This is a genomic window from Sphingorhabdus pulchriflava (genome assembly GCF_003367235.1).
GTDB lineage: Bacteria > Pseudomonadota > Alphaproteobacteria > Sphingomonadales > Sphingomonadaceae > Sphingorhabdus_B > Sphingorhabdus_B pulchriflava.
The window spans coordinates 834152-858800 of sequence record NZ_QRGP01000001.1; the positions used below are offsets into that span (position 1 = coordinate 834152).

Annotated in this window: 28 protein-coding genes and 1 other RNA gene; 10 read left to right on the top strand and 19 right to left on the bottom strand. The window is 57.1% G+C overall.

Going from position 1 to position 24649, the window contains the following annotated elements:
* Positions 1 to 20: 20 nt before the first annotated feature.
* The 3 genes from DXH95_RS04235 to rpsD form a co-directional block, all read right to left on the bottom strand.
* Positions 21 to 1703 carry a M28 family metallopeptidase gene (locus DXH95_RS04235; protein WP_115548182.1) on the bottom strand — a complete coding sequence of 561 codons (1683 nt, stop codon included), beginning with the start codon at positions 1701 to 1703 and terminating at the stop codon, positions 21 to 23.
* 113 nt (positions 1704 to 1816) lie between these two features.
* Positions 1817 to 2260 (bottom strand): outer membrane protein, encoded by a 444-nt coding sequence (locus DXH95_RS04240; protein WP_115548183.1) that lies wholly within the window; start codon positions 2258 to 2260, stop codon positions 1817 to 1819.
* Between the two features lie 227 nt (positions 2261 to 2487).
* Positions 2488 to 3102: a 30S ribosomal protein S4 gene (gene rpsD / locus DXH95_RS04245; RefSeq protein WP_115548184.1), complete on the bottom strand. Its 615-nt coding sequence runs from the start codon at positions 3100 to 3102 to the stop codon at positions 2488 to 2490.
* Positions 3103 to 3291: 189 nt separating this feature from the next.
* On the opposite strand from rpsD, the gene DXH95_RS04250 reads away from it, so the two are divergent.
* A complete protein-coding gene (locus DXH95_RS04250; protein ID WP_115549390.1) occupies positions 3292 to 3618 on the top strand; it encodes a chorismate mutase in 327 nt (108 codons plus the stop codon).
* Positions 3619 to 3647: 29 nt separating this feature from the next.
* Here DXH95_RS04250 and DXH95_RS04255 read toward each other — a convergent pair whose 3' ends face one another.
* The 6 genes from DXH95_RS04255 to rpiB form a co-directional block, all read right to left on the bottom strand.
* Positions 3648 to 3908 carry a hypothetical protein gene (locus tag DXH95_RS04255; RefSeq protein WP_115548185.1) on the bottom strand — a complete coding sequence of 87 codons (261 nt, stop codon included), beginning with the start codon at positions 3906 to 3908 and terminating at the stop codon, positions 3648 to 3650.
* A 59-nt stretch (positions 3909 to 3967) separates the two neighbouring features.
* Positions 3968 to 4684 carry an RNA methyltransferase gene (locus DXH95_RS04260; RefSeq protein ID WP_115548186.1) on the bottom strand — a complete coding sequence of 239 codons (717 nt, stop codon included), beginning with the start codon at positions 4682 to 4684 and terminating at the stop codon, positions 3968 to 3970.
* Positions 4681 to 5142, bottom strand: a complete 462-nt coding sequence (gene nrdR, locus DXH95_RS04265; RefSeq protein ID WP_115548187.1) for a transcriptional regulator NrdR — start codon at positions 5140 to 5142, stop codon at positions 4681 to 4683. Before nrdR ends, DXH95_RS04260 begins: the two co-directional genes overlap by 4 nt.
* The gene (locus tag DXH95_RS04270; RefSeq protein ID WP_115548188.1) at positions 5142 to 5495 is read right to left on the bottom strand and encodes a zinc ribbon domain-containing protein; all 354 of its coding nucleotides are present in this window, start codon (positions 5493 to 5495) and stop codon (positions 5142 to 5144) included. Before DXH95_RS04270 ends, nrdR begins: the two co-directional genes overlap by 1 nt.
* Before the next feature lie 67 nt (positions 5496 to 5562).
* On the bottom strand, positions 5563 to 6867 hold the full coding sequence (gene glyA / locus DXH95_RS04275; protein WP_115548189.1) for a serine hydroxymethyltransferase: 1305 nt from the start codon (positions 6865 to 6867) through the stop codon (positions 5563 to 5565).
* Entirely contained in the window at positions 6864 to 7316 is a 453-nt protein-coding gene (gene rpiB, locus DXH95_RS04280) for a ribose 5-phosphate isomerase B (RefSeq protein WP_115548190.1), read from the bottom strand. Before rpiB ends, glyA begins: the two co-directional genes overlap by 4 nt.
* Positions 7317 to 7444: 128 nt before the next feature.
* On the opposite strand from rpiB, the gene DXH95_RS04285 reads away from it, so the two are divergent.
* Entirely contained in the window at positions 7445 to 7651 is a 207-nt protein-coding gene (locus DXH95_RS04285; protein ID WP_115549391.1) for a hypothetical protein, read from the top strand.
* Between the two features lie 13 nt (positions 7652 to 7664).
* On the opposite strand, the gene DXH95_RS04290 is transcribed toward DXH95_RS04285, so the two are convergent.
* Positions 7665 to 8321 carry an alpha/beta hydrolase gene (locus tag DXH95_RS04290; RefSeq protein ID WP_115548191.1) on the bottom strand — a complete coding sequence of 219 codons (657 nt, stop codon included), beginning with the start codon at positions 8319 to 8321 and terminating at the stop codon, positions 7665 to 7667.
* Between the two features lie 121 nt (positions 8322 to 8442).
* Here DXH95_RS04290 and DXH95_RS04295 point away from each other — a divergent pair, with 121 nt between their 5' ends.
* The 4 genes from DXH95_RS04295 (at position 8443) to ssrA (ending at position 11217) form a co-directional block, all read left to right on the top strand.
* Entirely contained in the window at positions 8443 to 9483 is a 1041-nt protein-coding gene (locus DXH95_RS04295; RefSeq protein ID WP_115548192.1) for a cysteine desulfurase family protein, read from the top strand.
* Positions 9480 to 10538: a cysteine desulfurase family protein gene (locus DXH95_RS16205; protein ID WP_239016536.1), complete on the top strand. Its 1059-nt coding sequence runs from the start codon at positions 9480 to 9482 to the stop codon at positions 10536 to 10538. The genes DXH95_RS04295 and DXH95_RS16205 overlap by 4 nt, the downstream gene beginning before the upstream one ends.
* Complete coding sequence (locus DXH95_RS04305; RefSeq protein WP_239016537.1) at positions 10535 to 10867, top strand: 2Fe-2S iron-sulfur cluster-binding protein; 333 nt, start codon at positions 10535 to 10537, stop codon at positions 10865 to 10867. The genes DXH95_RS16205 and DXH95_RS04305 overlap by 4 nt, the downstream gene beginning before the upstream one ends.
* A 6-nt stretch (positions 10868 to 10873) precedes the next feature.
* Positions 10874 to 11217, top strand: a transfer-messenger RNA (tmRNA) gene (gene ssrA, locus DXH95_RS04310).
* A 128-nt stretch (positions 11218 to 11345) separates the two neighbouring features.
* Here ssrA and DXH95_RS04315 read toward each other — a convergent pair.
* The 8 genes from DXH95_RS04315 to DXH95_RS04350 all read right to left on the bottom strand — a co-directional run bounded on the left by DXH95_RS04315 (position 11346) and on the right by DXH95_RS04350 (position 20732).
* Complete coding sequence (locus DXH95_RS04315) at positions 11346 to 11570, bottom strand: hypothetical protein (protein ID WP_115548195.1); 225 nt, start codon at positions 11568 to 11570, stop codon at positions 11346 to 11348.
* A 95-nt stretch (positions 11571 to 11665) separates the two neighbouring features.
* Entirely contained in the window at positions 11666 to 12922 is a 1257-nt protein-coding gene (locus DXH95_RS04320; RefSeq protein ID WP_115548196.1) for an N-succinylarginine dihydrolase, read from the bottom strand.
* Positions 12923 to 12925: 3 nt separating this feature from the next.
* A complete protein-coding gene (locus DXH95_RS04325; protein WP_115548197.1) occupies positions 12926 to 13969 on the bottom strand; it encodes an arginine N-succinyltransferase in 1044 nt (347 codons plus the stop codon).
* The gene (locus DXH95_RS04330) at positions 13966 to 15177 is read right to left on the bottom strand and encodes a hydrolase (RefSeq protein WP_115548198.1); all 1212 of its coding nucleotides are present in this window, start codon (positions 15175 to 15177) and stop codon (positions 13966 to 13968) included. Before DXH95_RS04330 ends, DXH95_RS04325 begins: the two co-directional genes overlap by 4 nt.
* Before the next feature lie 50 nt (positions 15178 to 15227).
* Positions 15228 to 16049: a 16S rRNA (adenine(1518)-N(6)/adenine(1519)-N(6))-dimethyltransferase RsmA gene (gene rsmA, locus DXH95_RS04335; RefSeq protein ID WP_115548199.1), complete on the bottom strand. Its 822-nt coding sequence runs from the start codon at positions 16047 to 16049 to the stop codon at positions 15228 to 15230.
* Complete coding sequence (pdxA, locus tag DXH95_RS04340) at positions 16046 to 17071, bottom strand: 4-hydroxythreonine-4-phosphate dehydrogenase PdxA (RefSeq protein ID WP_239016538.1); 1026 nt, start codon at positions 17069 to 17071, stop codon at positions 16046 to 16048. Before pdxA ends, rsmA begins: the two co-directional genes overlap by 4 nt.
* Positions 17071 to 18414: a peptidylprolyl isomerase gene (locus tag DXH95_RS04345; protein WP_115548200.1), complete on the bottom strand. Its 1344-nt coding sequence runs from the start codon at positions 18412 to 18414 to the stop codon at positions 17071 to 17073. Before DXH95_RS04345 ends, pdxA begins: the two co-directional genes overlap by 1 nt.
* A 95-nt stretch (positions 18415 to 18509) precedes the next feature.
* Positions 18510 to 20732, bottom strand: coding sequence for an LPS-assembly protein LptD (locus tag DXH95_RS04350; RefSeq protein ID WP_115548201.1), 2223 nt, complete (start codon positions 20730 to 20732; stop codon positions 18510 to 18512).
* Between the two features lie 209 nt (positions 20733 to 20941).
* On the opposite strand from DXH95_RS04350, the gene DXH95_RS04355 reads away from it, so the two are divergent.
* From DXH95_RS04355 to DXH95_RS04365, 3 genes are all read left to right on the top strand, one after another.
* Positions 20942 to 22399 carry a leucyl aminopeptidase gene (locus tag DXH95_RS04355; protein ID WP_115548202.1) on the top strand — a complete coding sequence of 486 codons (1458 nt, stop codon included), beginning with the start codon at positions 20942 to 20944 and terminating at the stop codon, positions 22397 to 22399.
* Positions 22400 to 22411: 12 nt separating this feature from the next.
* Positions 22412 to 22849 carry a DNA polymerase III subunit chi gene (locus DXH95_RS04360; RefSeq protein ID WP_115548203.1) on the top strand — a complete coding sequence of 146 codons (438 nt, stop codon included), beginning with the start codon at positions 22412 to 22414 and terminating at the stop codon, positions 22847 to 22849.
* A 62-nt stretch (positions 22850 to 22911) separates the two neighbouring features.
* Positions 22912 to 23403, top strand: coding sequence for a hypothetical protein (locus DXH95_RS04365; protein WP_115548204.1), 492 nt, complete (start codon positions 22912 to 22914; stop codon positions 23401 to 23403).
* Positions 23404 to 23408: 5 nt separating this feature from the next.
* Here the strand turns inward: DXH95_RS04365 and DXH95_RS04370 are convergent, their stop codons facing one another.
* The gene (locus tag DXH95_RS04370) at positions 23409 to 24050 is read right to left on the bottom strand and encodes a dioxygenase family protein (RefSeq protein WP_181883572.1); all 642 of its coding nucleotides are present in this window, start codon (positions 24048 to 24050) and stop codon (positions 23409 to 23411) included.
* Positions 24051 to 24195: 145 nt separating this feature from the next.
* Between DXH95_RS04370 and ndk the strand changes: the two genes are divergently transcribed.
* Positions 24196 to 24618, top strand: coding sequence for a nucleoside-diphosphate kinase (gene ndk / locus DXH95_RS04375; RefSeq protein ID WP_115548206.1), 423 nt, complete (start codon positions 24196 to 24198; stop codon positions 24616 to 24618).
* The last annotated feature ends 31 nt before the right edge of the window (positions 24619 to 24649 follow it).

The window sequence follows — 24649 nt, forward strand, 5'->3', positions numbered from 1 at the left end:
AAAGGATATAGCCGATGGGTTCATTTCGCGTCGCGGCTTTTGTCGCGGATTGCGCGGAACTCATCGCCTTCGACCCAATTGGGCCATGCGCTGGTCATCGCGAGCATCCGTCCGACGCGGTAATAGAGTCGCAGGTCGGCCATCACACCTGACCAATCCCAGCTTTCGTCAAATTCGTCACCGGGCGCGTGATAGCGGTTCTCTTCATAGTCTTTGGCCGCCTTTTCGGCGGCTTCCTTGCCGCCATTGACCAGATCGTCTCCGCCCTCGAAATAGACCATTGGCACGCCCAGCTTGGCGAAGCTGAAATGGTCCGAACGATAATAGAAACCCTTTTCAGGAGTAGGCTCGCGATCAGGCGTGCGGCCTTCGATTTTCGCGGCGGCGTTCAGATAGCTGTCCAGGTCCGACTTGCCCATGCCGATAACGGTCAGGTTCTTGGCAGGACCCGACATCGAAAAAGCGTCCATGTTGACACCGCCGACGGTCTTCGCCAGCGGGTAGATCGGGTTCTCCGCATAATATTTGGAGCCGAGCAAGCCGGACTCTTCAGCCGTCACCGCCAGGAAAACGATGCTGCGGTCGGGTGCACCGGCTTTCTTGTGCGCTTCTGCAAGCGCGACAAGAGCCGCAGTGCCAGTGGCGTTATCTACCGCGCCATTGCAGATTTCGTCGCCGTCAACGGGTGTGCAACGTCCAAGATGGTCCCAATGTGCAGTGTAGAGCACATATTCGTCAGGACGCTTCGCGCCCTTCAATACGCCAATGATGTTGCGGCTGTTTTTCTTAGAGATTGCATTTTCAAAGCTGACTCCGGCTTTAAGGCCAAGTGAAACAGCTTTGAAACCCTTGGTTTTTGCCGCAGCCATCGCCTTGGCCAAATCCTGCCCGCCAGCGGCCATGATTTTGGTGGCTACATCCTTTTGCACCCAGCCATTGGCCTTGGTCTGGTCAGCACCGCCATTTTTAGATTGGGCAAGGAATTGAGGTCCGGTCCAGCTCGAATTGACCACATTCCAGCCATAGGCCGCAGGCGCGGTATCGTGGACGATCAGTGCAGCAGCAGCGCCTTGGCGTGCGGCTTCTTCGAACTTATAGGTCCAGCGGCCATAATAGGTCATTGCCTTGCCGCCGAACGGCCCTTCGAGGCCGGGTGTTTCAAAGTCTGGATCGTTGACGAGGATAAGGACGGTCTTGCCCTTCACGTCGACGCCCGCATAATCGTTCCAGCCCTTTTCAGGGGCGTTGATCCCGTAACCGACGAAGACAACATCGCTGTCCTTGATGTCGATTTTCGCCTGTTCCTGATAGGTCCCCGCAACATATTCGGTGCCATAAGCAAAGCTCATCGCCTTGCCGTCTTTGCCGGTGACTATGAGCGGCGAGAAATTCTTGGCCGCGATTTCGACCAGCGGCACGTCCTGCGTCCAGCCGCCATCCTTGTCGCTCGAAGGGTTCCCCGGTTCGAGACCTGCGGCTTTGAACTTTTCGATCATCAGCGCGACGGTTTTTTCTTCACCCGCTGTGCCGGGCGCACGCCCTTCAAAGGCATCGGACGAAAGCGTGCGGGTGATGTCCTTCATCGTCGCTTCCGACAAATCTGGAACCGAAACTTCAGGCAAACTGCCGGAGCCTGAATCATCAATCTTTTTGCACCCCGAAAGGGCAAGCGCGGAAACCAAGGCGAGCGTCAAAAGGCGCATGTCATTCTCCAGAAAACGAATTGCGCAGCTTCTGCCAGAGGCAGAGTGTGGGCTCAAACAAAAAAGGCGGCTCCATTGCTGGAGCCGCCCCGCTAATTTTGCAGGCTAAAAGCTTAGAACTTCACGCCGATACCAACGCCAGCGGCGTTCAGATCGGTGCCGTTCAGGAAATAACGGCGATATTCGACCTTGCCGAACACCTTGTCGTTGAAGCTGTGCTGATAGCCAACGCCCGCATTGATTTCTTCAATGTCGTTCACTTCATAGCCGGCAGCGATGTACAGCTTGCCCTTTTCGCCAACTTTGGCACCGAGGCGGCCGCCGAGGTTGACAAGATCGGCACCATCAAAGTTGGTGTCATAGGACACTTCGGGGCCGACAAATGCGGTCTCGCCGAGGTCGATATCATAACCGGCAGCGACGCCAGCGAAGAAATCTTCGGAGCCGCCGCCCCAGCCAAGTGCACCGCGGCCTTCGACGCGGCCTTCGCCTGCAGCCATGGCAGGGGTCGCGATCACAGCTACAGCAGCCGAAGCAAGAATGAGGAGTTTTTTCATTTTTATATCCTTGATTTTAGGGAGATAAACCACGTCAGTGGCTGAACCCTATGTAGGAAGCCAATTCTTGCTGGCCAATGAATGTTACGCAAATTTGTAAATATAAACTCAGAATATGTTGTAAAGTTGCAACAGTTCTGATGTCGTTTTCGACGAACGGCTGTTTCTGGCGGACAATAAAAGAGCGGCCGAGGCCGCTCTTTCGAACATTTGCGATGGACCGCTGATTAACGCGAATAGAATTCGACGACCAGATTGGGCTCCATCTTCACCGGATAGGGTACTTCGTCGAGCGTCGGAACGCGCGTGAAGGTTACCTTGTCATTGCCATCGGGGCTGACATATTCCGGAATATCGCGTTCAGCGAGGCCCTGTGCTTCGATAACCAGCGCCATTTCCTTGGCCTTGTTGCCCAGGCTGATAACACTGCCGACGTCAACCTGACGGCTGGCAATGTTGCACTTCACGCCGTTGACGCGAATGTGGCCGTGGCTGACGATCTGACGAGCCGCGAAGATGGTGGGTGCGAACTTGGCGCGATACACAATCATGTCGAGGCGGCGCTCGAGCAGACCGATAAGGTTCTGCGAGGTATCGCCCTTCATGCGGTTCGCTTCCTGATAAGCGCGCTTGAACTGCTTTTCGGTGATGTCGCCATAATAGCCCTTCAGCTTCTGCTTGGCGCGGAGCTGGAGGCCATAGTCGGAGATTTTGCCCTTGCGGCGCTGACCGTGCTGGCCGGGGCCATATTCGCGACGGTTGACGGGCGATTTGGGACGACCCCAGATATTTTCACCAAGACGACGGTCAATTTTATACTTCGAATTCTGACGCTTCGACATGTGTCAAAGTCCTTTCAATTTGCCTCAATTTTCAGGTCCCGGATCGCACCACCAAGCCAATTTACCTAGTGCGGCCGCCACTTCACCGGGGTGTGGGGCCAATTGCGAAGGCGCGCCTATGGCGGGGAGTGTGGACAAAGTCAAGTATCGGCTCGACAGAAAGCCGACTGAACCCTAATGGCGCGGGCCATGACAATAGAAACTTCTTCCCAAGGCGTAAAAGACCCGGCGGATTGCGCCAACATGGCCGAAGTTCGCGCCGGTGTCGACAATGTCGATGCGCAGCTGGTCGAGCTTCTTGCCCGCCGTTTCGGTTATATGGACGCCGCAGCGCGCATCAAGCAGGATCGCGAGACAGTGCGTGACGAGGTTCGCAAGGCACAAGTTATCGCTAATGCGCGGAAGGCCGCACTCGATCTGCGTATCCCGCAGGACGTCATTGCCGAGATGTGGGAAGCGCTGGTCGAAGGCTCGATAGCCTATGAATATGGCCGCTGGGACGCATTGCGCGGCTGAATATTAGAGCTGGCCCACTACGCGACAAATTACCGTGTCTTGGTACCCATAGATTCGATCTGGCCATCTACGCTTTCGCGTTCGACCAAGCCCCATTGTTCCGCAGTCTTGCAAATGCGCTTTGCTGTGCGGCTTCCCTGGCCGGTGCGGTCGTCGGCTCTGCAAATCTTTTTCGGCTTCTTTTTGGCGGCAACTGCCGGCTGAACAGGCGTGTCGACATTCTGCTGCGAGACTGGTTCGGTTGGCGCAATTGCGGACGAAATTAGAAAAATGGCAGCGAATAACGACATTGAAGATTTCCGTAGTTGAAAGAGGGCACGCGTCTATCTCGCACTATCAGTATTGGCAATCAATCCTGACGAGCTTTTCCGAATGCACTAAGGACGCCGCGCAGTGTTCGCATCTCCAGGCTGTTCCAGCCGGGTTTGGTTAGAAGATTGCGCAATGTCTGTTGTGTAACTGCGGTGCGTTTTTCGGGAAAGAAATATCCCCGATCCTCCAAAAGGCCGAAAAGATGCCGGATCATGCCATCCAGTTCTTTTTGCGGGGCAGGGGGGGCGATGTCGACTTTGGGTGGGCTGGCCAAACCCTGATGCTTTGACCATTCATAGGCGCACAAAATGACTGCCTGTGCCAGATTGAGCGAACCGAATTCCGGATTGATGGGTACGGTAATAATCTTGCGGGCAGCTGCAACCTCGTCGGTTTCAAGCCCGGATCGCTCTGCACCGAACAGGATAGCGCTGCGACCTTGTGCGGTAACGATTTCGCCCGCAGCTTCCTGCGGTGTGAGCACCGGCTTGGTAACGCCGCGTTTGCGTACGGTGGTTGCGTAGATGTGGCTTATATCGGCAGTGGCTTCGGCAAGCGTATCGAACACTTGCGCCTGTTCTAGGACAATATCTGCTCCGGATGCCGCTGGCCCGGCTGACGGATTCGGCCAGCCATCACGCGGGTTGACGATCCGCATCTGGGTAAGACCGAAATTAAGCATGGCGCGCGCGGCCTTACCGATATTTTCGCCCAGCTGTGGCCGGACGAGAATGATAATCGGCGGCTCGCTCACTTCTTTGCTGCTTCGGCGACGCTACCTGCGAACTCCTCAAAGTCTTTGGCTTCGGCAAATTCCTTGTACACGCTGGCAAAGCGGATATAAGCGACGGTATCCAGGCCTTTGAGCCCTTCCATCACAAATTCACCAATTTTCGCAGATTCAATCTCGGTTTCGCCCAGTGTTTCGAGCTGGCGCTGGATACCCGACACCAGTTTGTCTATTCTGGCTTGATCGATAGGTCGTTTGCGACATGCCACGGCGACCGAACGCTCGAGTTTTTCGCGTTCGAATGGTTCGCGCCGGCCTTCGGTTTTTAGGACTGTCAGTTCGCGCAACTGAATACGTTCAAAGGTCGTGAAGCGTGCGCCACAGCCTTCGCACTGACGCCGTCTGCGAATGGCGGCGCCATCCTCTGTCGGGCGACTGTCTTTTACCTGGCTGTCATCATGTCCGCAAAAGGGGCAACGCATTATTTCTCTTTTTCTTGGTTCTTTTTCTTATTCATGTGGCGGTATGCGACAATTCCCGCTCCGATCACCGCACCGGTTGCGATGCTAACAGGAGCTATCAGGGCCGCTGCTGCACCTAGCGCGGCACCGCCGGCCACTTTCTTTGCGGAATCGGTGTCGGCTAGGTGTTTGCCGGTGTGGAAGGCATCCTTGGTTGCACCCCACAATTCATCCGCAGCCTCTCCGACATAATGCTTTGCTTGATTGGGGAAGCTCTCTTCCGCCAATCGCTCAGGTGTCTTTGCGCCACATTTCGGGCAGAATTTCATGCCGTCGCTGATTTCGGCTGCACATTCATTGCACATCTGGGACATCACTTGTCTCCCTTCATCTCTGTATTAGATGAGTAAGTCACTTGTCCTTTTCAAGTGCGAATATAGCTCAGGACGGATAAATCGGGAAGCGTGCACATAGTGCCTCAGCTTCGGCCTTTATTTTGGCTTCTATCTGGCCGTCACCCGCTTCGCCGTTCTTGCGCAATCCTTCGACCACATCGGCAATCATACGGCCGATTTCACGGAATTCGGCAGGCCCAAAACCGCGCGTCGTGCCTGCCGGAGTGCCGAGACGCAGGCCGGACGTTACGAACGGCTTTTCTGTGTCATAAGGGATGGCGTTCTTGTTGCAGGTAATCGAGGCGCGGTCGAGAGCATGCTCGGCATGCTTGCCCTTCGCCTGTTTCGGGCGCAGGTCGACCAGCATCGAATGGTTGTCGGTTCCGCCCGAAACGATATCAAGGCCCTGCTCTTGCAAGCTGGAAGCCAGCGCGCGGGCATTTTCGACGACATTTGCCGCATAGGTTTTGAACTCGGGCCGCATCGCTTCGGCAAAGCACACCGCCTTGGCCGCAACGACATGCATCAACGGGCCACCCTGCAAACCCGGGAAGATCGCCGAGTTCATCTTTTTCGCAATCGCTTCGTCATTCGACAGGATCACGCCCGAACGTGGGCCACGGAGCGACTTGTGCGTTGTGGTTGTCACGACATGTGCGTGCGGAATGGGCGAGGGGTGGGCACCGCCTGCGACGAGTCCCGAAATGTGCGACATGTCGACCAGCAGGAGTGCGCCGACTTCATCGGCAATTGCACGAAAGGCCGCCCAGTCCCAGATACGTGAGTAGGCCGTACCGCCAGCGATAATGAGCTTCGGCTTGTTTTCATGAGCGATGCGCGCGACCTCTTCCATATCGACGCGGCAGTCATCACGGCGCACGCCATAGGCGACGGGATTGAACCATTTGCCCGACATGTTGACGGGGCTGCCATGGGTCAGGTGGCCACCGGCGGCAAGATCAAGCCCCATGAAGGTGTCGCCTGGTTGCAAAAGGCCAAGGAACACCGCTTGATTCATCTGGCTGCCCGAATTCGGCTGCACATTGGCAAAGCCGCAACCGAACAGCTTCTTGGCACGCTCGATCGCGATGGTTTCGATCTCATCTACATATTCGCAGCCGCCATAATAGCGTTTGCCCGGATAGCCTTCGGCATATTTATTGGTGAGCACCGAACCAGTTGCCTCCAGCACCGCGCGCGAGGTGATGTTTTCCGAAGCGATCAGTTCGATCTTTTCCTGCTGGCGCTGCAGTTCCTTGTCAATCCAGCCGGCGATTTCGGGATCGCGTTCGGCAAGGCTTTGGGTGAAGAAACCATCAGGCTGGATATCATTGGCGGCGGTGGCAGTCATACGGGATCCTTCGTAAAGGCGGGATTGGATAGCTTGCCGACGCGGCGCGCATGGCGTTCACCGGCAAAAGGGGTGGCGAGGAATGTGTCGAGACAGGCCTTCGCCATGTCGATGCCAGTCAGGCGGGCGCCCATTGCAATCACATTGGCGTCGTTGTGCTCGCGTGCGAGTTTGGCCGACAATGGCTCAGAAACCAAAGCTGCGCGACAGGCAGGGTTGCGGTTGACTGCGATTGAAATACCGATGCCTGAGCCGCACAGCGCTACGCCAAATTGCGCGTCCCCGGCTGCGACCGCTTCTGCCAGCTTGTACCCATAATCCGGATAGTCGACCGACGATTCATCGTAGGGACCAAGGTCTGCCACGTCGTGACCGGCGCTTTGCAAATGCTCTATCAACGCAGATTTCAGCGCGATAGCGGCATGATCGGAAGCAATGGCAATACGCATGGGCCTGTCCTTCCACGCGGGTGAATCGGGATGCGCGCTCTCTAGGGTAGGTGTCTTCAAAAGGCCATGCAGAATATAGCCTCATTGGCGGCTTGACCGCGCCCTTCCACAGCTTTTATCGGGGCGGTATGACATCCGCCTTGCTCTCAATCGCCATGATTGCCGGTTTCGCGCTTCTATGGGGCGCGTGGCGGCTGTGGAAGCGCGATGGCTTGGGCCAGAAAGTCTGGCTTATGATTGCGGCGGCCTTGGTGCTGTTCGTAAATATCGCGATCTGGACCGTGCCGGACGAGCAGGGCCGGTCATTGGCGGAATCCACCGACCAGCCCAACTAAAAGATTTAGGCGGTCACTTGATCGGGCAGGCCGGGTCGAGCCGCATATCGAGATAATTGTCGACCGAGGCCATCAGCAGATCCATTTCATTTTCATAGAAATGGTTCGCGCGCGGGATTTCGTCATGGTGCACGGTGATGTGCTTCTGCGTCCGCAATTTATCGACCAGCTTTTGTACCGAATTGGGTGTCACCACCTCATCCTGGGTGCCGTGGATGATGATCCCCGATGACGGGCAGGGTGCCAGAAAGCTGAAATCATACATGTTTGCCGGCGGCGATACCGAGATAAAGCCGCGCACTTCGGGACGACGCATCAGCAATTGCATGCCAATCCACGCACCAAAGCTGAACCCAGCGATCCATGTGGTCGAGGCTTCCGGATGGAAGGCCTGGATCCAGTCGAGCGCAGCGGCTGCATCGGACAGTTCGCCTATGCCATTGTCAAATTCGCCTTCGCTGCGGCCGACGCCGCGAAAGTTGAAACGCAGCGTGGCAAAGCCGCGGTTGACGAATGTCTTGTACATCGCCTGCGTGATACGGTCGTTCATCGTGCCGCCAGCCTGCGGATGCGGGTGCAGGATCATCGCGACCGGCGCGCGCGGGCGCGGCGGCGGAGAGAAGCGGGCTTCGATACGGCCTTCGGGACCGGGAATGGCAATGGCGGGCATATGCTTGGTTCAATCGTGATATAGGGTGGGGCTGTTTCACCCTTCGGGCTAGGCAGCAGTCGATGGGCTATATAGAAGGCAAACCGAAATTCGCAACCATCACGGATGTCAGCACCCCATAATGGCGCAAGAACGTCTCTATCTGGACCATGCCGCAACGACACCGGTTCTGCCGAGTGTGCGCGCTGCGATGGCGGATGCGCTTGAGCGCTGGGCTAACCCATCTTCACCACATGGGGAGGGCAGGGCCGCGCGTGCAGCACTTGAGAACGCCCGTACGCGGATAGGCAAGGCGTTGCGTTGGGACGGTGAGATTTTGTTCACGAGCGGCGCCAGTGAGGCGATTGGACTGGCCCTAGATGGCTTTGACGCAGTGGCAAGTGCAGTAGAGCACGACGCTGTTTTGTCTGCGGTCGGTGAGGAGCCCCGGCTTTCGGTCGATGGCAATGGCCTGGTCCAGTTGGGAATTATTGCAAAAGGTCGGCGATACGCGATTCAGCAGGTCAATAACGAAACCGGAGTGATTCAGCCATTGCCCGAACTTGGTGCACGCATACGCGCAGGTGGCGGATTGCTCGTCGCAGATTGCTCGCAAGGTGCCGGAAAATTACAGCTGCCGGATGCTGATATTATAATATTATCGGCACATAAGCTGGGCGGGCCGCCTGGCCTGGGTGCTTTGCTGGTTAAGGATCTGGCATTGCTGCGGCCAACTGGAGGACAGGAAAAGGGTTACCGGCGCGGTACCGAGAATTTGCCTGCAATCCTTGGCCTAGCAGCAGCACTAGAGGCTGGATCCGATTGGCTGGTTGAAGCGAGCGCCCTTAGGACAAAATTGGAAACAGCGATCGAGTATGAGGATGGCGATGTGATTGCCAAAGGGGTGCCGCGTCTTGCCACGATTGGAAGCTACCGGATGCCGGGTGTATCGGCATCCAGCCAGTTGATTTCGTTCGATCTAGCTGGAATCTCGGTATCCGCGGGCAGTGCCTGCTCGTCCGGTACGTTGAAGGCGAGCCATGTTCTCACAGCAATGGGTTGGGACGCAAAAGCAGCCGGTGAGGTTGTTCGCGTCAGCTTTGGTCCGCAAACCAAAGAGGCAGATATCGACCGTTTCATAGCGACATGGAAAACTATCCGAGAGCGCGCACAAGCAGCATGAGCGCAAGCATCTATCTCGACTATCAGGCGACGACGCCACTCGCGTCCGAAGTGTTTGCAGCGATGGAACCTTGGTTGAAGAAGAATTTCTGGAACCCGCACAGCGTGCATGTCGGCGGACGGCAGGCGGCGGCGGCAATAGAGGCGGCGCGTGAACAAGTGGCTGCACTGCTTCCTGCGGGCGGGCGCGTGATTTTTACCAGCGGTGCGACAGAGGCGATAAACCTTGCGACCAAAGGATGCGGACTTTCAGTGACTGCATTGGCGACCGAGCATGCCGCCGCACTCGATTGTGTGGAGCATTTGGGTGGGAGCATTGTTCCAACGCGGGCTGATGGTTTGCGTGCGCACGATCCCGCTGCGCCCGGCCTGTTTGCGGCGATGTTCGTGAATAATGAGATCGGAACAATCCAGCCGATCAGCGCGATTGCCGCTTCGATCCACGAAACGGGCGGCCTGTTGCTGTGCGACGCCGTGCAGGGCTTTGGCCGGATGCCCGTACCCCATGGTCCCGACCTAATTGCCATTTCAGCGCACAAGATCCATGGTCCTAAAGGCATCGGTGCGCTTTGGGTCCGCAATGGTGTCCACCTGCAACCGCTTATCCATGGCGGCGGGCAAGAGCAGGGGCTGCGGTCTGGCACTTTGTCGCCCGCGCTCTGCGTTGGTTTTGGTGCAGCGGCAGCGCTTGCGGCCGAGCGGATGGAGGCGGACGCCAATCATGTTGAAACACTGTGGAACCGGGCGAAGGAACTTTTCACCGACTGGGAAATCAATGGCTCCGCCACGCACCGCTACAAAGGCAATCTCAACATCCGCCTCGATGGGCTGGATGTGGCCCGTCTTATGAGCGAGTGCCGCGAAGTGCTGTTTTCGGCAGGGAGCGCATGCGCCAGCGGGTCAGGGCGCCCCAGCCATGTGTTGCGTGCGATTGGTTTGAGCGACGCACAGGCGAAATCCTCTATCCGCTTGGGATTCGGGCGTTATACGACACTCGAAGAAATCGAACGCGCGGCATCATTGATCAAAGCGGCGGCAGAAAGGCAATTGGTTTGAAAGTCCATTTCATCAGCCCCGATGGCGAAACGACGCAAACGGTCGAAGCCAAGGCAGGCAGCAACCTGCTTGAGGTCGCCCAGAATGCCGGGCAACCGCTTGAAGGCACCTGCGAAGGACAGATGGCTTGCTCGACCTGCCATGTGGTTATCGCGAAAGAGTGGTTCGACAAACTCCCCGTTGCCAGCGACGACGAAGAAGACATGCTCGACCTTGCCAGTGGTGCACGCCGCACAAGCCGACTTTCGTGCCAGATTGATCTGACGGCAGAAATGGATGGGTTGGTGGTGCACATTCCCGCCGAGAGTCGGAACATGCAGGGAATTTAGCTTCCTTCACTTCCCATTCACCCAAAACCGCCTATATAGGTCGCGTTCGTTTCGGCGGACTATGGCGATAAATTGCGGCGTGCAATAGGCACAGCGGACCCGGGGGCGGTACCCGGCAGCTCCACCATAACCCCTGAAATTCAGGGGATTTTGACGGGGCTGAACTAGGATCGACGTGTGTTGAAAGACGCTGTTTTTGCCCGGCATGAATAAGCCGTGAAATGGTTCAAAACTCATAAGTGCCAACGATAACGAAGCACTTGCTCTCGCAGCATAATCTCGGGCCTCACGGTCTAGGATTATTCTAAAAGAACGCGGCCGAACCGGCCGGGCAACAGAAAGGTTACAGCGGCCGGGGCGCGCCGGGCAACAGAAGCGCCCCACTTCCCCCAAGCATTTTCAGGAAAAGTGGGAGCCGGTTTGCCGGCTTGAAAATGCGTTTCAATTGGAATCAGCAGGGCAACAAAATCTGGGGGCCTTATTCCTGCCCGAACATCTGCTGCAATTCGACTGCCTGGAGCATTTTTGCCGAAGCGAGGAAAACCGCGCCACATGTCAAGGCGAGGAAAATCCAGCCGATCTTGCCTGGATAGAGCGCCATATAATCCTGCCCTCGCTTCACCGCACCCAGTGCGAGTGGATAGGTGATCAGGAAGACCTCGGTCTTGGTTTTGATCTGGAACAGGCGGGCAAATTTTTTCATAGGTTAACACGCGTATAGGCAAACCGCGTGCCAGTTCAGCATTTCCTTAGGTATCGATGGTTAACGCTGACGCGCTTTGTAAAGCTTTTCGACAGTCAGGCCAGACAGGTCAGACCGCAGGCGTCGAGCAGGGCGCGGCGTGCTTTTTGAACCTGTTCGACAAGTGCCGCATCGCCCAGTTGATCAGGTGCGATGCTCTCCGGCCAATGCTTGGCAATCACTTCGGCCATGACGGCAAGTTTCGCTTCGTCTGCGATGAAACGCTGATCCACGGTTGCCGGGTCAGCTACCACGCGCAGACGCAAGCATGCTGGACCGCCACCATTGGCCATCGACTGACGGACATCGACCGGTATGAGTTTGCGGATCGGCCCATTCCCGGCAACATGCTCTTCGAGCCAGCCCCAGACATTCGGATTCGACTGTGCTTCGGTGGGCAGGATCAGAGCCATTCCCCCACTTTCGGGCAGAGTGACGAGTTGGGCGTTAAACAGATAGCTTTGCACCGCATCGGCCAAGCTCACCCGATCAGCTGGGACAACAACAATCTCTGTCTCCGGCATCTTTGCGCGGATTGTGGCATAGGCGGCTTCGGGATCTTCAAATGCCTGTTCATGGGTGAAGAGCACCCGTTCATTGGCGACAGCCACTACATCGTTGTGGAACGCCCCGGCAGCGATAGCGATTTCGGACTGCTGGATGAACAATGTTCGTTCCGGGTCAAGCATGTGCGCCCGTGCAATGGCCTTCGACGATTCAATATGCTGGCGGGCGGGAAAAGGACCTCCTGATTTGCCATAAACAAAGATTTCGAGGCCTGATTCACCGTGCGACGGACAAAGCCGCATGAAGTTTGCGGCCCCTTCATCGCCATAAGGGGGCGGCACTGGTCCATGGACGACGAAATGGCGTTCGTCTGCAAATGCCAGCTTCAGTTGCGCGAGCGTGCCCGTCCATTCGTGGCTGCGATGCGCCATGGTCAGCAGGTTAGCCGCCGACAAATGGCATTTACCGTCGGTCGTATCGGGTGCCGGCGAAACGGTAGCAGCGTTCGCTGCCCACATTGCCGAAGCCGAGAAGGCGGCCGCGCGGATATGTGGCTCTGCTGTCTTCATGTCGATAGCCAGGCCTGCAAGCCATTGCTTATTTGGTCGGTCGAGCGGCATGAAAAAGCCCTGCGCCAAACCTAAACGCAAATTGGTCCGCATCTTCTCCAACCCTTGCAAGGCTGCTGCGCGCGGCTGTGAAACCGCACCAGCATTGCTGGTTGCGGCCAGATTGCCCAAACTCAGCCCGGCATAATTGTGGCTGGGGCCGATAATGCCATCAAAGTTTATCTCGACGAGTGCCATGGCTTACCACCGCGGCACGAAGGTAATGGTATCGCCCGTACCAACCCCGAGATTTCTGGCGCACCGCGTATCGAGGATGACGCCGTTGTCCTGGACCTCGACCCAGCCATAGGAAGCCCGGAAATCTTCGAGAAGGCCGCGCGTGACGAGCATCTTGGTGCCGCCAGCCTTGCCTTCATGGGGATCGCCCAGCGTGTCGCTTATGGTCAGGATTTGCGCATCCTTGGCTTCGCGCACGCTGCGGATCTGGTCGGTGCGGACCGTCATGGTCGGACCACCATCAAAGATGTCAATGTAATTTTCCCAGGCAAAACCCTCTTCTTCCAGCATGCGCATGGCTGCCCGGCCGGTGGGGTGGGGAACGCCGATCACATGGCGCGCGGCTTCGGACAGCATCGCGATATAGACCGGATGTTTGGGCATCAGGTCGGCGATGAACTGGTTTCCGAATTTGGCGTTGAATTCGTCTGCATCCTGAAAGTTCATGCCGAAGAAGCGACCGGCGACGCCATCCCAAAAAGGTGATCCCCCGGCTTCGTCGATAACGCCGCGCAATTCGGCCAAAGTGCGGTCGGCAAAGCGCGCGCGGTGGTTGCGGATGAACAGATAGCGGCTGCGTGCGATAAGCATGCCGAGCCCGCCTGCGCGTTCGCCAGGGTGGAGGAACAAGCCGCCAACCTCGGTCGCACCTTCCAGATCAGTCGAAAGGTTGAGGATGTCGGCACGAAAAGTGCGTTCCAGTTCGACGCTATGCTGGGTCAATGCGCCGATGCGATAGCTGTAAAAAGGCCATTTCTGACCGACTGCCGAGAAAATCTGGCAGGTGCCGCGCACTTCGCAGGTTTCAAGGTTTTCGAGTACGAAGACGAAAAGATCATCCTCTACGCCTTCGCCGATGCGCGAAAACCCGTCGGCAGAACGCTCGAGCTTTGCTGTCAGTGCCTTGCGGTCAGGCGGTAGGTTGGTGAACCCACCACCCGTGCGCTTGGCCATTTCATACATGGGTTGCAGGTCCGACGGATTGGCCGGACGGATAATGAAACTCATATTGCCCCTTTTTGTGCGATCCGAAGCAGGGTGAGGGCGGAGAGTTTGGCGCGCTCGACCAGGCTTTCGGTTATCAGAAATTCGTCGCTGCTGTGGATGCTGCCACCGCGTACGCCCATCGTATCGACAACGGGTACGCCGCAAGCCTCGATATTATTGCCATCGCATACGCCGCCGGTCGACTTCCAGCCGATGGAAAGGCCCAAATCCTCGCCGCAACTTTTGACGAGTCCGAACAGCTTTTCGGCCTCGGGTGTCAGCGGCTTCGGCGGACGGTTGAAATGGCCGTGCAGGTGAATTGAAACTTCATGCTCTAGCTCAATAATTGAAATCAATCTCTTGATTTCATTATAAGCTATATCTTGAAGGTCTGGGCCGTGCGGTCGCAGGTTGACGCGAAGGACTGCATGGTCGGGCACCACATTGTTCGGGCTGCCTCCGTCGATCTTGGCCGGATTGACCGAGAGACCGTCACGTGTCAGCGCCTTTAGCCGAAGCGCAAGATCCGCTGCGGCCAACACCGCGTTGCGGCCTTCTTGCGGATTGCGCCCGGCATGCGCGCTGCGGCCTGTGATAATGATCGAAAAATTGCCGCTTCCTGCCCGGGCACCGGCGAGCGTTCCGTCGGGCAGCGCGGATGGTTCATAGGTCAAGGCAGCCAGCTTGCCCCTTGCGAGCTGCTTGATAAGCTCCGCAGAAGAGGCCGAACCGGTTTCCTCATCGCTGTTAATCAGCACCTGATAGCCGATCTGCTGAAATTCTGGCGCGGTTTCCGCCGCAGACAGGGCGGCGAGCATGACGGCGATTCCGCCCTTCATGTCGGCCACGCCGGGGCCATTCAGTACCCCTTCGTCGAGCCAGCGTTGTTCCTGAAACGGGTGATCGACCGCGAAGACGGTGTCCATATGGCCGGTCAGCAACAGCTGGATTGGCGCGTCTGGGCGAACCGTTGTAACCAGATGGCGGCCATGCGCCACTTCTACAATTGCGCCGTCGGCGAGCACTTTTTCGACGGGTGCAGGTTCGATCAGTTCGACTTCGCCATGCAGCGATGTAAAGGCATCGGCGAGCAGACTTGCCGTGGTGCCAAGCCCTTTCAGATTGCCGGTTCCGCTGTTTATCCCGGCCCAGATTTGTACCTGCGCCAGCATCCGGTCATGGTCCGGACGTTCGAGTGCGGCGAGTTCCGATTTCGAAAGCGGTTGCATTTGATACGTGTAGCGAGGTGCAGCGCGTTGCGCCACCCCTAGCGACGCGTTTAGAGCAGTCTGGCCAGTTCAAGCCATTCCTCAATGGCGAGCGTTTCCGGTCGGCGTTCTGCTGCAATTCCAGCACGTTCCATCGCCTCTGCTGCGCCGCGAACGCCCTTCAGGCTTTGGCGCAGCATTTTGCGACGCTGGCCGAAAGCCGCCGCAGTCAGAGTTTCAAGCGTCGCCATTTGCACACCCTCGGGCTGATCTTTTGGCGTAATATGAACGACAGCCGACATAACCTTGGGGGGAGGGGTAAAGGCGCTGCGGTGCACCGGCATCGCGATGCGGGCCTCGCACCGCCATTGGGCAAGAATTGCCAGCCGTCCATAGGCTTCGGTATCGGGTTTGGCTATGATGCGGTCTGCCACTTCGCGCTGAAACATCAGGGTCAATGATTTCCACGCAGGCGGCCATTCTTCTCCGCTCAACCAGCCAACGGCGAGGGCAGTGCCGACATTGTACGGCAGGTTAGAGGCGATGTGGAATGGTCCGCCGATTTCCTGCAACGGATCGATTTTCATCGCATCGCCTTCGATGACGCGTAACTGCCCAGGAAAGGCCTCGGAAAGCTCCTCAAGGGCAGGCAAACAGCGCCGGTCGCGTTCAACTGCCGTGACTTTGGCTCCCGCTCTCAAAAGCGCACGTGTTAAACCGCCCGGGCCAGGGCCGACTTCGTAAACCTGTTCGCCCTGAAGCGAACCAGGGACTGCCGCAATCCGGTCGAGCAATTGTTCATCGAACAGGAAATTCTGTCCCAACGCCTTATTTGCGGACAAACCATGCCGGGCGATAACGTCACGCAGTGGTGGGAGCGCAGGCAAGGTCATGCAGGGCAAGCAGCGGCGGCGAATGCCTTGCGGTTAGCGACAGCTTCGCCTGCCATGCGGATTGCTGCGATCATCGAATCCGGGCGCGCCTCGCCTTTTCCGGCTATGCCAAAAGCCGTACCATGATCGGGCGATGTTCTTATGATCGGTAGGCCGAGCGTAATGTTGACTGCTTCATGAAAATACAGCGTCTTAAGCGGGATAAGTGCCTGATCATGATAAGCGCAAAGGGCCGCATCAAAATTTTGCCGGGCTTCTGCATGGAACATAGTATCGGCGGGCAAGGGCCCTATGATGTCAAAGCCTTCGTCGGCGATCGATGCAATTGCGGGCATGAAAATGTCAATTTCTTCACGCCCCAGATTACCGCTTTCTCCCGCATGCGGGTTGAAGCCAGCAATAGCGAGTCGCGGGTTTTTGATGCCGAAATCGCGGCATAACCCCTTGGCGGTGGCACGTATTCTGCGCCTGATCAGGCGCACATCGAGCTGAGATGCGACACTGGCCAGCGGAATGTGCGTCGTCATGGGAACAACGCGCAGGTCCGGACCAGCGAGCATCATCACAGCGTTGCGGCGTTCCACCCCGCAACGTTCGGCCACAAATTCCGTTTGCCCCGGATAGTTAAATCCTATGGCGTAAAGCTGTGCTTTGGAAACAGGACCGGTAACTAAACCGGCAACGGTTCCCGATCGGGCAAAGCCGGTGGCTAGCTCCAATGCCTGCAAAGCGCAGTGCGCCCCGTCGAGGTCGGGATGACCCGGCACAATGGAAGCACAATCATGCACGTGGAATACGGGCAGGGCATCGTCAAACCGTTCGGCGGCTTGATCAGGATTGTCGATCCGGACGACCGGGCCATCCCAGTGATGCTCAAAACTGGCAATGTCACCGATTGCAAAGAAGCTGGAGAGCTTTTGCTTTTTTCGCGCTTCCCAAGCCTTGCCGATGATTTCCGGGCCGACTCCCGCAGGGTCGCCGCTGGAAATAGCCAGCGGCAGCATTTCGTCGGCCTCTGCCATCAATTATATTCGACGATTGCGTCGCGGCGAAGGTCGCGCAAGTACAGACGGGCGCGCTTGTTGGTGCGCTCATCTTCCAGCCGTGACATCACTTCGTCGAACGACTCCTGCGTTGCCGATTCAGGTGCGTCGCGTCCGCAGAGGACGAATACTCGCACACCATCCGCCATCGAACCATAGGGTGGGGTCGATTGACCAATGGGCAGGTCAAGCATGATTTGCTGCAGCGGTCCGGGAAGGTCACGCACACGCAGGCTGTCGCGATTGACGACATCCGCACCAAGCGTTTTTGCAACATCGTCGGCCGCGCCACAGCCGCGAATTTTCTGCGTTTCTTCGCTGAATCGCTTCACCATCGGAGCTGCCTGCGCCTCTGTCGAGCCTGCAGGAAAGCTTATCGCGATCTGTTTCAGGCTGAGGGTAGAATCGCGCGGGTCGCTGGTTGCCACCTGGCGGCGATCAATCAGCAACAACAGCGAAATGCCGCCGGGAGCAGGCACAGCCACGATTTCATTGCTGCTCATTTCGGCTGCAGCGGTGGCAAGCGACTGCGGCAATTGCTCAAGCCGGACCCAACCCAAATCGCCGCCTACAGCTGCGGTTGAGGCTTCCGAAAACTGGCGCGCATAAGCGGTAAACGATCCGCCTTGCTGAATCTGCTCCAATATTTTTCGGGCGTTGGCAAACACCTGCTCCTGATTTTCAGGCGTTGCCGATAGATAGATTTCGCCCAGCCGGTATTCAGTCGTCCCTTTGGTTGTGTTGATCCGCTGGATGATCGCGTTCACCTCGTCATCGCTGACGTTGATGAACGGGCGAACGTTCCGGCTCAACAACCGGTTCCACGACAATTCGGCCTTGATTTGGCGCTTCAGCGTCGCAATCGACGACCCTTTCGATGCCAGATAGGCTTCCGTTTCCGGGACGGTTTTGCGGAAATTCTGCTCGGCTACGCGCACGAAATATTGATCGACTTCTTCATTGGTCACTTCGACTTCGTTGGCAGCGGCTTCCTGAATCTGAAGTGATTCATCTATGAGATTGGTCAGGATCTGCGCGCGAAAGCGTTCGATTTCTTCGGGCGGCAGTTGATCATTGTTCGCTGCAACGATCAAAGCGAGGCGGTGGTCGACATCGGTCCCGGTGATGATTTCACCGTTGACCACAGCCGTGGCGCGGCGAACATTGGGATCATTGGGTTTGGCCAGCAACTGGCCTCCTCCTGGGATATCGAGCGCAGCTTCAGGTGTGGATTCGTCGGCAACTGTCTGACTGGAGGCAGGCGACAATGCGGTAATGGCCGCGACACCGGTAACCAGGGCAAGACGGGTAAATAGTTTCATTGCATACTTCCATGAATGGCCGATACAGGCCGCGCGCAATAGGGAGCCGTGGCTGAACAATAGCTGACGAGCCTAGAATCCCCCTTTAACCCGTCTTAGACGCCCAGATTTCGAAATGCCAGACGGAAGAGGAATGTATTCCCCTTACGGGCGTCGCCGGTCGGCTGATAGTCGCGCCGCCAAGTGAGCGAAAGCGACAGGCAATCATCGTCATAAGCGAGGCCCAGTCGATGGCGAATGGGATCGAATCCATCGCTCAATGCAATCGGGTCTTCTTTCGGCCCGGTCAGATCGATAATTGTCGACCCAAAGACTGACCAATAGCGAGCGACGCGCAGTCGCCCGGCAAGTCGAATTTCTTCGCGGTCCGCAAGATCCTCTACCGTCGCACCGATATCCCGGTTGAGTTTCAAATAGCCGATTTGTGCATAGGTACTGCGCGAACCGATGGTGGCGTCGATTTCGTTGCGACGGATGGCAAAATTATCCTTGTCGAGCCGGAACCGGTGGGTCAGTTTGACGAAATCCCGGAAACGGAATTCGCTCCGCCCAACAATGTCCGAAACCTTGTTCGACAGTCCCGTGCCGTCCGGGAAAATTGTTGCCTTGTTCGACAGGCGGTAGCTTTGGCCGATATTGAATTCGAAGGATGCCTTTCTGCCCTGCACGGACCAGTCCAGGCCATAAGTCAGCCGGACATTATCTTCGATACGGTCATAGCCCGGAAAGCGGTTCAGCGCGAACAGATTGCTGTCTTCCAGGTCGACAGCACGAGCATCCTCATTTGGCATTTCAAGGTTTGCCGTGGTGTAAGCCGCGACCATTTGCACGCGGGGTGTCAATATCTGCGTGCCGCCAAACGCTTCGCCAACGAACGGCCAGCGAACATCCACAGCGCCGGCTGCGATACCGCGCGCCTGCCAACCGCTTTCACCGCGATAGATGGGCGTAATCGACGTCGCGTTTTCATCGCTATGATAAACGTCGCCACGTCCGAGCAACGTGAAATTCACTTCCTGACCCAAAGCGGTGAGTGTGCGCAAATCCCATTTGGCCATGCCAAAAGCGCGCCGCGTATCCTGACCTGACGTGCGGCCGATCAGCAGACTATTGGCCTGTAACTGGACTTTGCCGCCCAGAACCGGGTCGGTCAGTCGCAGTCGATAGTCGATTTCGGGCAGCGCAATAGGTTGCAACCCTTGCCGATCACCCGTCCGCAGAGTCTGCACCCCCCAGCCATTAAAGGCAAAATAGCTGTTATCGTCTATCCGTTCGAGGTTGATGTTATTGCGCAGCCGATCATCTCGACTGATATCGTAACGGCGGAGGAATGTGCGGTCGGTCGCTAACCGGATGGAGGCCGAACTGGACCAATTGGGCGTGAACTGGAATTTGCCGCTGCCTTCCAGATAACCGCGAAACCGGTTTTCGCCTGTGGCAGCGACGCCCGCCGTCGATACCCTGTTACTATAGGTGGCATAGCCAGTGATCTGGAATGCACCTTTGTCTTCCCAAGCGCGATACTGGGCTTGCGCCATCGGGGCGACATCGCTGAACAGATGGGCCGATAGCAAAAGGTCACGATTGTCGGCCAGTCGCCAATAATAGCCTTGCTCAACTTCGACGCCGTTGTTTCGCGAAAAGCGCAATTTGGGGATAAGGAATCCGCTACCGGCGGTCGCTTCAGCTGGGTGCGAAAGGCCCGGCAGAGGTATGACGGGCAAGCCGAATAGCTCGATGCGTGCGCCTTGATAGCGCACTCTCTTTTTGTTCGGGTCGTAAATAACCTTGACCGCTTTGACCTGCCAACTGGGATCCTTGGGGCAGCCGTCGGGACCTTCGACTTTGCAGGCGGTATAGGCTGCTCCGTCGAGAGAATAGACACCGTTTTCACGCTTTCCGGAATTTGCGGCCAGACGGCTGCCGTCTTTCAGCACGAGCAGCAGATTTTCGACAATGCCATCGCGCAAGCTTTCGGTCACTTCGATACTGTCGCTATAGGCAACATCCCCGTCAGGCCCGACCGAACGGATATTCCCGCGCGCCATCACTTTGCCCGAACGCCGGTCCCAGATTATTGTGTCGGCGCGCAGGCGATATCCGTCTCGATTGGCAATGACATTGCCCGATGCGGTGACCACATCGGTGGGGGCTTCGTAAATAATCTGGTCAGCAGAAAAAGCGATTTCGTCCGGCTCGGCGTTCGATTGTTCCTTGCCTTCATCCTGCGCCCAAGCCGGGTTTGCTACACAGCCTAATGCGACCAGTGCCAAGCACAGGCTGTAGTTCACAATCTTTGGCGAAAGGGGCTGCCGCATAAATGGTTACGCAAATCCTTTAGAACCGGAAAATGGCGGGGTCCAGACCCGCTATTGAAAGGGTGATAGGCCCATGGACGCTAAGCCTTGGTTACCGCAACCATCTTTTGCTTTAATCCCGGCTGAATGTTTGCTTATAGCATTCGCCAGAACAAGCGCGGGCCAGATTCCCCGCAATTTTTATTCAATCACTGAAAGGCCGTTTCGACATGCAGGTAAGTTTTGCCGCCCAACGCCCCGCCGATTCCGATGTAATCGGTTTTGTGATCCAAAAAAGCACATGGGACAGCTTCGTTTTTCCGCTTGAAAATCCGGAAGCGGCCCGCGACACTGCAAAGCTTGCCCGTTTTGAAGGTAATGCCGGGCAAAGCTTCCTTTATTTTGCGCAGGAAGGCGGACGGACAATCCGTATCGCCCTGATCGCAGTCGCCGATGGTGATGCGGCGGATTATTCCCGTGCAGGCGGCGATCTGCTCGCCAAGGTACAGACTTGCGGTGCCAAGACCATCGCGCTGCACGCGGCCAATCTTGATGCAAAGGCGGCGGCTGAGGTTGCTTACGGTGCAACGCTTCGTAACTGGCGCATCGACAAATACCGCACCAAACTGCCTGAAACGTCAAAGCCGACAATTACGGGCCTGACCGTGGTCGGCGCTCCTGCTGAAGCGGAAGCCTTGTGGGCTAGCTATGCTGCGATTGCCGATGGTGTTGCCCTGACCAAAGAATTGGTTAGCGAACCCGCCAACATCATTTATCCTGAAAGTTTTGTCGAACGCTGCCAGCATCTGCAAGCATTGGGTATCGAAATCGATGTTCTTGACGATAAGGAAATGGCTAAGCTCGGCATGGGCGCGCTGCTTGGCGTTGCACAGGGTTCGGTCCGTCCGGCGCGTATGCTGGTGATGAAATGGGATGGCACGGGCGGCAAACAGGAAAAGCCGGTGGTGTTCGTTGGCAAGGGAGTGACTTTTGACACCGGCGGCATCTCTATCAAGCCCGCTGCCGGCATGGAAGACATGAAGTGGGACATGGGCGGCGCAGGCGCGGTTGCCGGCACGATGAAGGCCCTCGCAGGTCGCAAGGCCAAGGCCCATGTTGTCGGTATTTGCGGCCTTGTCGAGAATATGCCTGACGGCAATGCACAACGCCCGGGCGATGTCGTTACCAGCATGTCCGGCCAGACCATCGAGGTGATCAACACCGATGCAGAAGGTCGTCTCGTTCTTTGCGACGCGCTGCATTACGCGCAGGAGAAGTTCAAGCCGGATACCATCATCGATCTGGCCACACTGACCGGTGCGATCATCATTTCGCTCGGTAAGGAACATGCCGGCCTGTTTTCGAACAGCGACGAACTTTCGGACAAGCTTCTTGCCGCCGGCAAAGCGACCGGTGACAAATTGTGGCGCCTGCCGGTGGGCCCTGCCTATGACAAGCTGATCGACAGCCCGATTGCCGACATCAAGAATGTCGGTCCGCGCGATGCAGGCTCGATCACCGCTGCCCAGTTCCTCCAGCGCTTTATCCAGGACGGCGTCAAATGGGCGCATCTCGATATCGCTGGCACTGTCTGGGGCGACAAGGATGGTCCGACCTGGGCCAAGGGTGCCACCGGCTATGGCGTGAAGCTGCTCGACCGTTTTGTGGCCGACAATTACGAGGCATAATCGGAAAGGCCGATGCAGGTCGATTTCTACCAGCTGACCCGCGATCCTGCGGAACAGGTCATACCCGCCATTGCCCAGAAAATTCTGGACGATGGCGGGCGGCTGCTTGTCGTCAGTGGCGACGATGCACAACTCGGCAAACTCTCGGTCGCGCTGTGGAGCGCGAAGCCGGAAAGCTTTATCGCGCACCAAAGGTCGGGAGAGGGCGATGATAGCCTGCAACCCGTATTGCTTGCGAACGAAGCCTTAGCTTCCAACGGTGCGCGCATGATTGCCCTAGCTGATGGCGAGTGGCGCGATCACGCGCTTGGCTTTGACCGGGCCTTTTATCTGTTCCCGCCAGAAAAGACCGACAATGCCCGGGCCGCCTGGCGCGCGCTGGCGGACCGGCCAGATGTCGAGCGTCGTTACTGGAAACAGGACGGCGGAAAATGGCGGCAAGGCCCTTGAGCTTCCAAATTTCAGCGATATTCTGAACGCATATGGGGTCGCAGCCATTTCGGGAGAATGTGATGAAGAAACTCACCCTGCTATTTGCGACCGCCTTGATCGCATCTTGTGGTTCAGAGCCAACCACAACGGTGACTACGTCAGACGGAAAATCGGTCGAACTGACCCAAAATGGTCAAAACGAAGCGACGGTCAAAGCCGAAGATGGCACCACAGCCACTTTCTCTACCGGTGCTGCCGCTGCAAAGGACCTCCCTTTGGGAATTTCGGCTTATCCCGGTGCAGCGGTCACGGCAAACATCTCTGGGAATCGCCCGGACGGCAAAGGTGGGGCAATGGTCACTATGACAACGTCTGATGCGCCTGACAAAGTCACGACCTTCTATAAAGCCGAAGCAGCGAAGCGAGGCATGACGACCAAGTCCCAGGAAACGGCGGTTGGCAATATGGCCAGTTTCTCGGCGGAAAACGACGCAGGTGAAAAACTGGTCGCTACCGCTACGCCAGGTGGTGACGGCAAGACGCAGGTAATGCTGGTAATAGAGACCAAATAGCCGGTTTAGCCGTCCATCAGGACGATATCCCAGTTATACTTTGTCGGAGCAGCCAGCTTGGCAACCGAGTGCAGCGCATCCCTGCCGAGCGTCTTGTAAAGCTCGTCTGTTGAGTTGGTTGCATGATCATCTTCGAAATACATCTGCGCGATTAGCCTGTGGCTCTTCCCACGAACATCGAAATGGATGTGCGGCGTGCGTTTGCCAATCGGCGAGTCATAGCCCGAAGGCTTGATTGTCGTGATGTGCCATTCGCCTGCTTTGCCAGTCCGGATCGCCGCGAATCCCTGAAAGTTAGGATCTAGCGGTGCGGTTGCGATGTCGGCGGCATGTGCATAGCGGCCGACCGAATTGCACTGCCACAATTCAAGCGTCGCCCCGCTGACCGGATTGCCGTGCCGGTCGAGCACGCGGCCGCTGACTTCGATGACATTGCCAAGTGCGCGTTGCGAATGGCCTTTGATCCAAGTGAGATCTGCATCTTCTTCGGCAATGCGCTCGATCGGATAAAACGGCCCCATGTCGGATGACGGCGTCAGTGCAACATGCCCATCAGCAGCTTTCAGGCCCGCGGCACCCAATGCTCCTGCGGCTAGTGCTGCGCCTGCAAAGCCGCGGCGCGACAGATTCAACTCACGATGTTCCATGATATCCTCCCCCCTCTTCCGAGTCGGCTTTAGCACAAATCTAACCTGACGTAACGGAAAGCCGGTCCTGCTTGGTATTGCCATAACCGGTCCATGCCGCTAGAGGCGCGCGCAATCTTAATCCCCCAGCAAATGGAGTTCTCCCATGGCGGTTACCCGCACCTTTTCGATCATCAAGCCCGACGCCACCCGTCGCAACCTGACCGGCGCCGTCACCAAGATGCTGGAAGAAGCCGGCCTGCGCGTCGTCGCTTCAAAGCGCATCCACATGAGCAAGGAACAGGCCGAAGGCTTTTACGCGGTCCACAAGGAACGCCCCTTCTTCGGCGAACTGGTTGAGTTCATGATGAGCGAACCGGTTGTCGTCCAGGTATTGGAAGGCGAAGACGCCGTCACCCGCAACCGCGACATCATGGGCGCGACCAATCCGGCAGAAGCCGCCGAAGGTACCATCCGCAAGACTCACGCGCTGTCGATCGGCGAAAACAGCGTACACGGCAGCGACAGCGACGAAAACGCCGCAATCGAAATTGCCTATTTCTTCAAGCCGGAAGAAATCGTCGGCTAATCCGGCATTCAAGCGAATCTGGAGAGGGCCG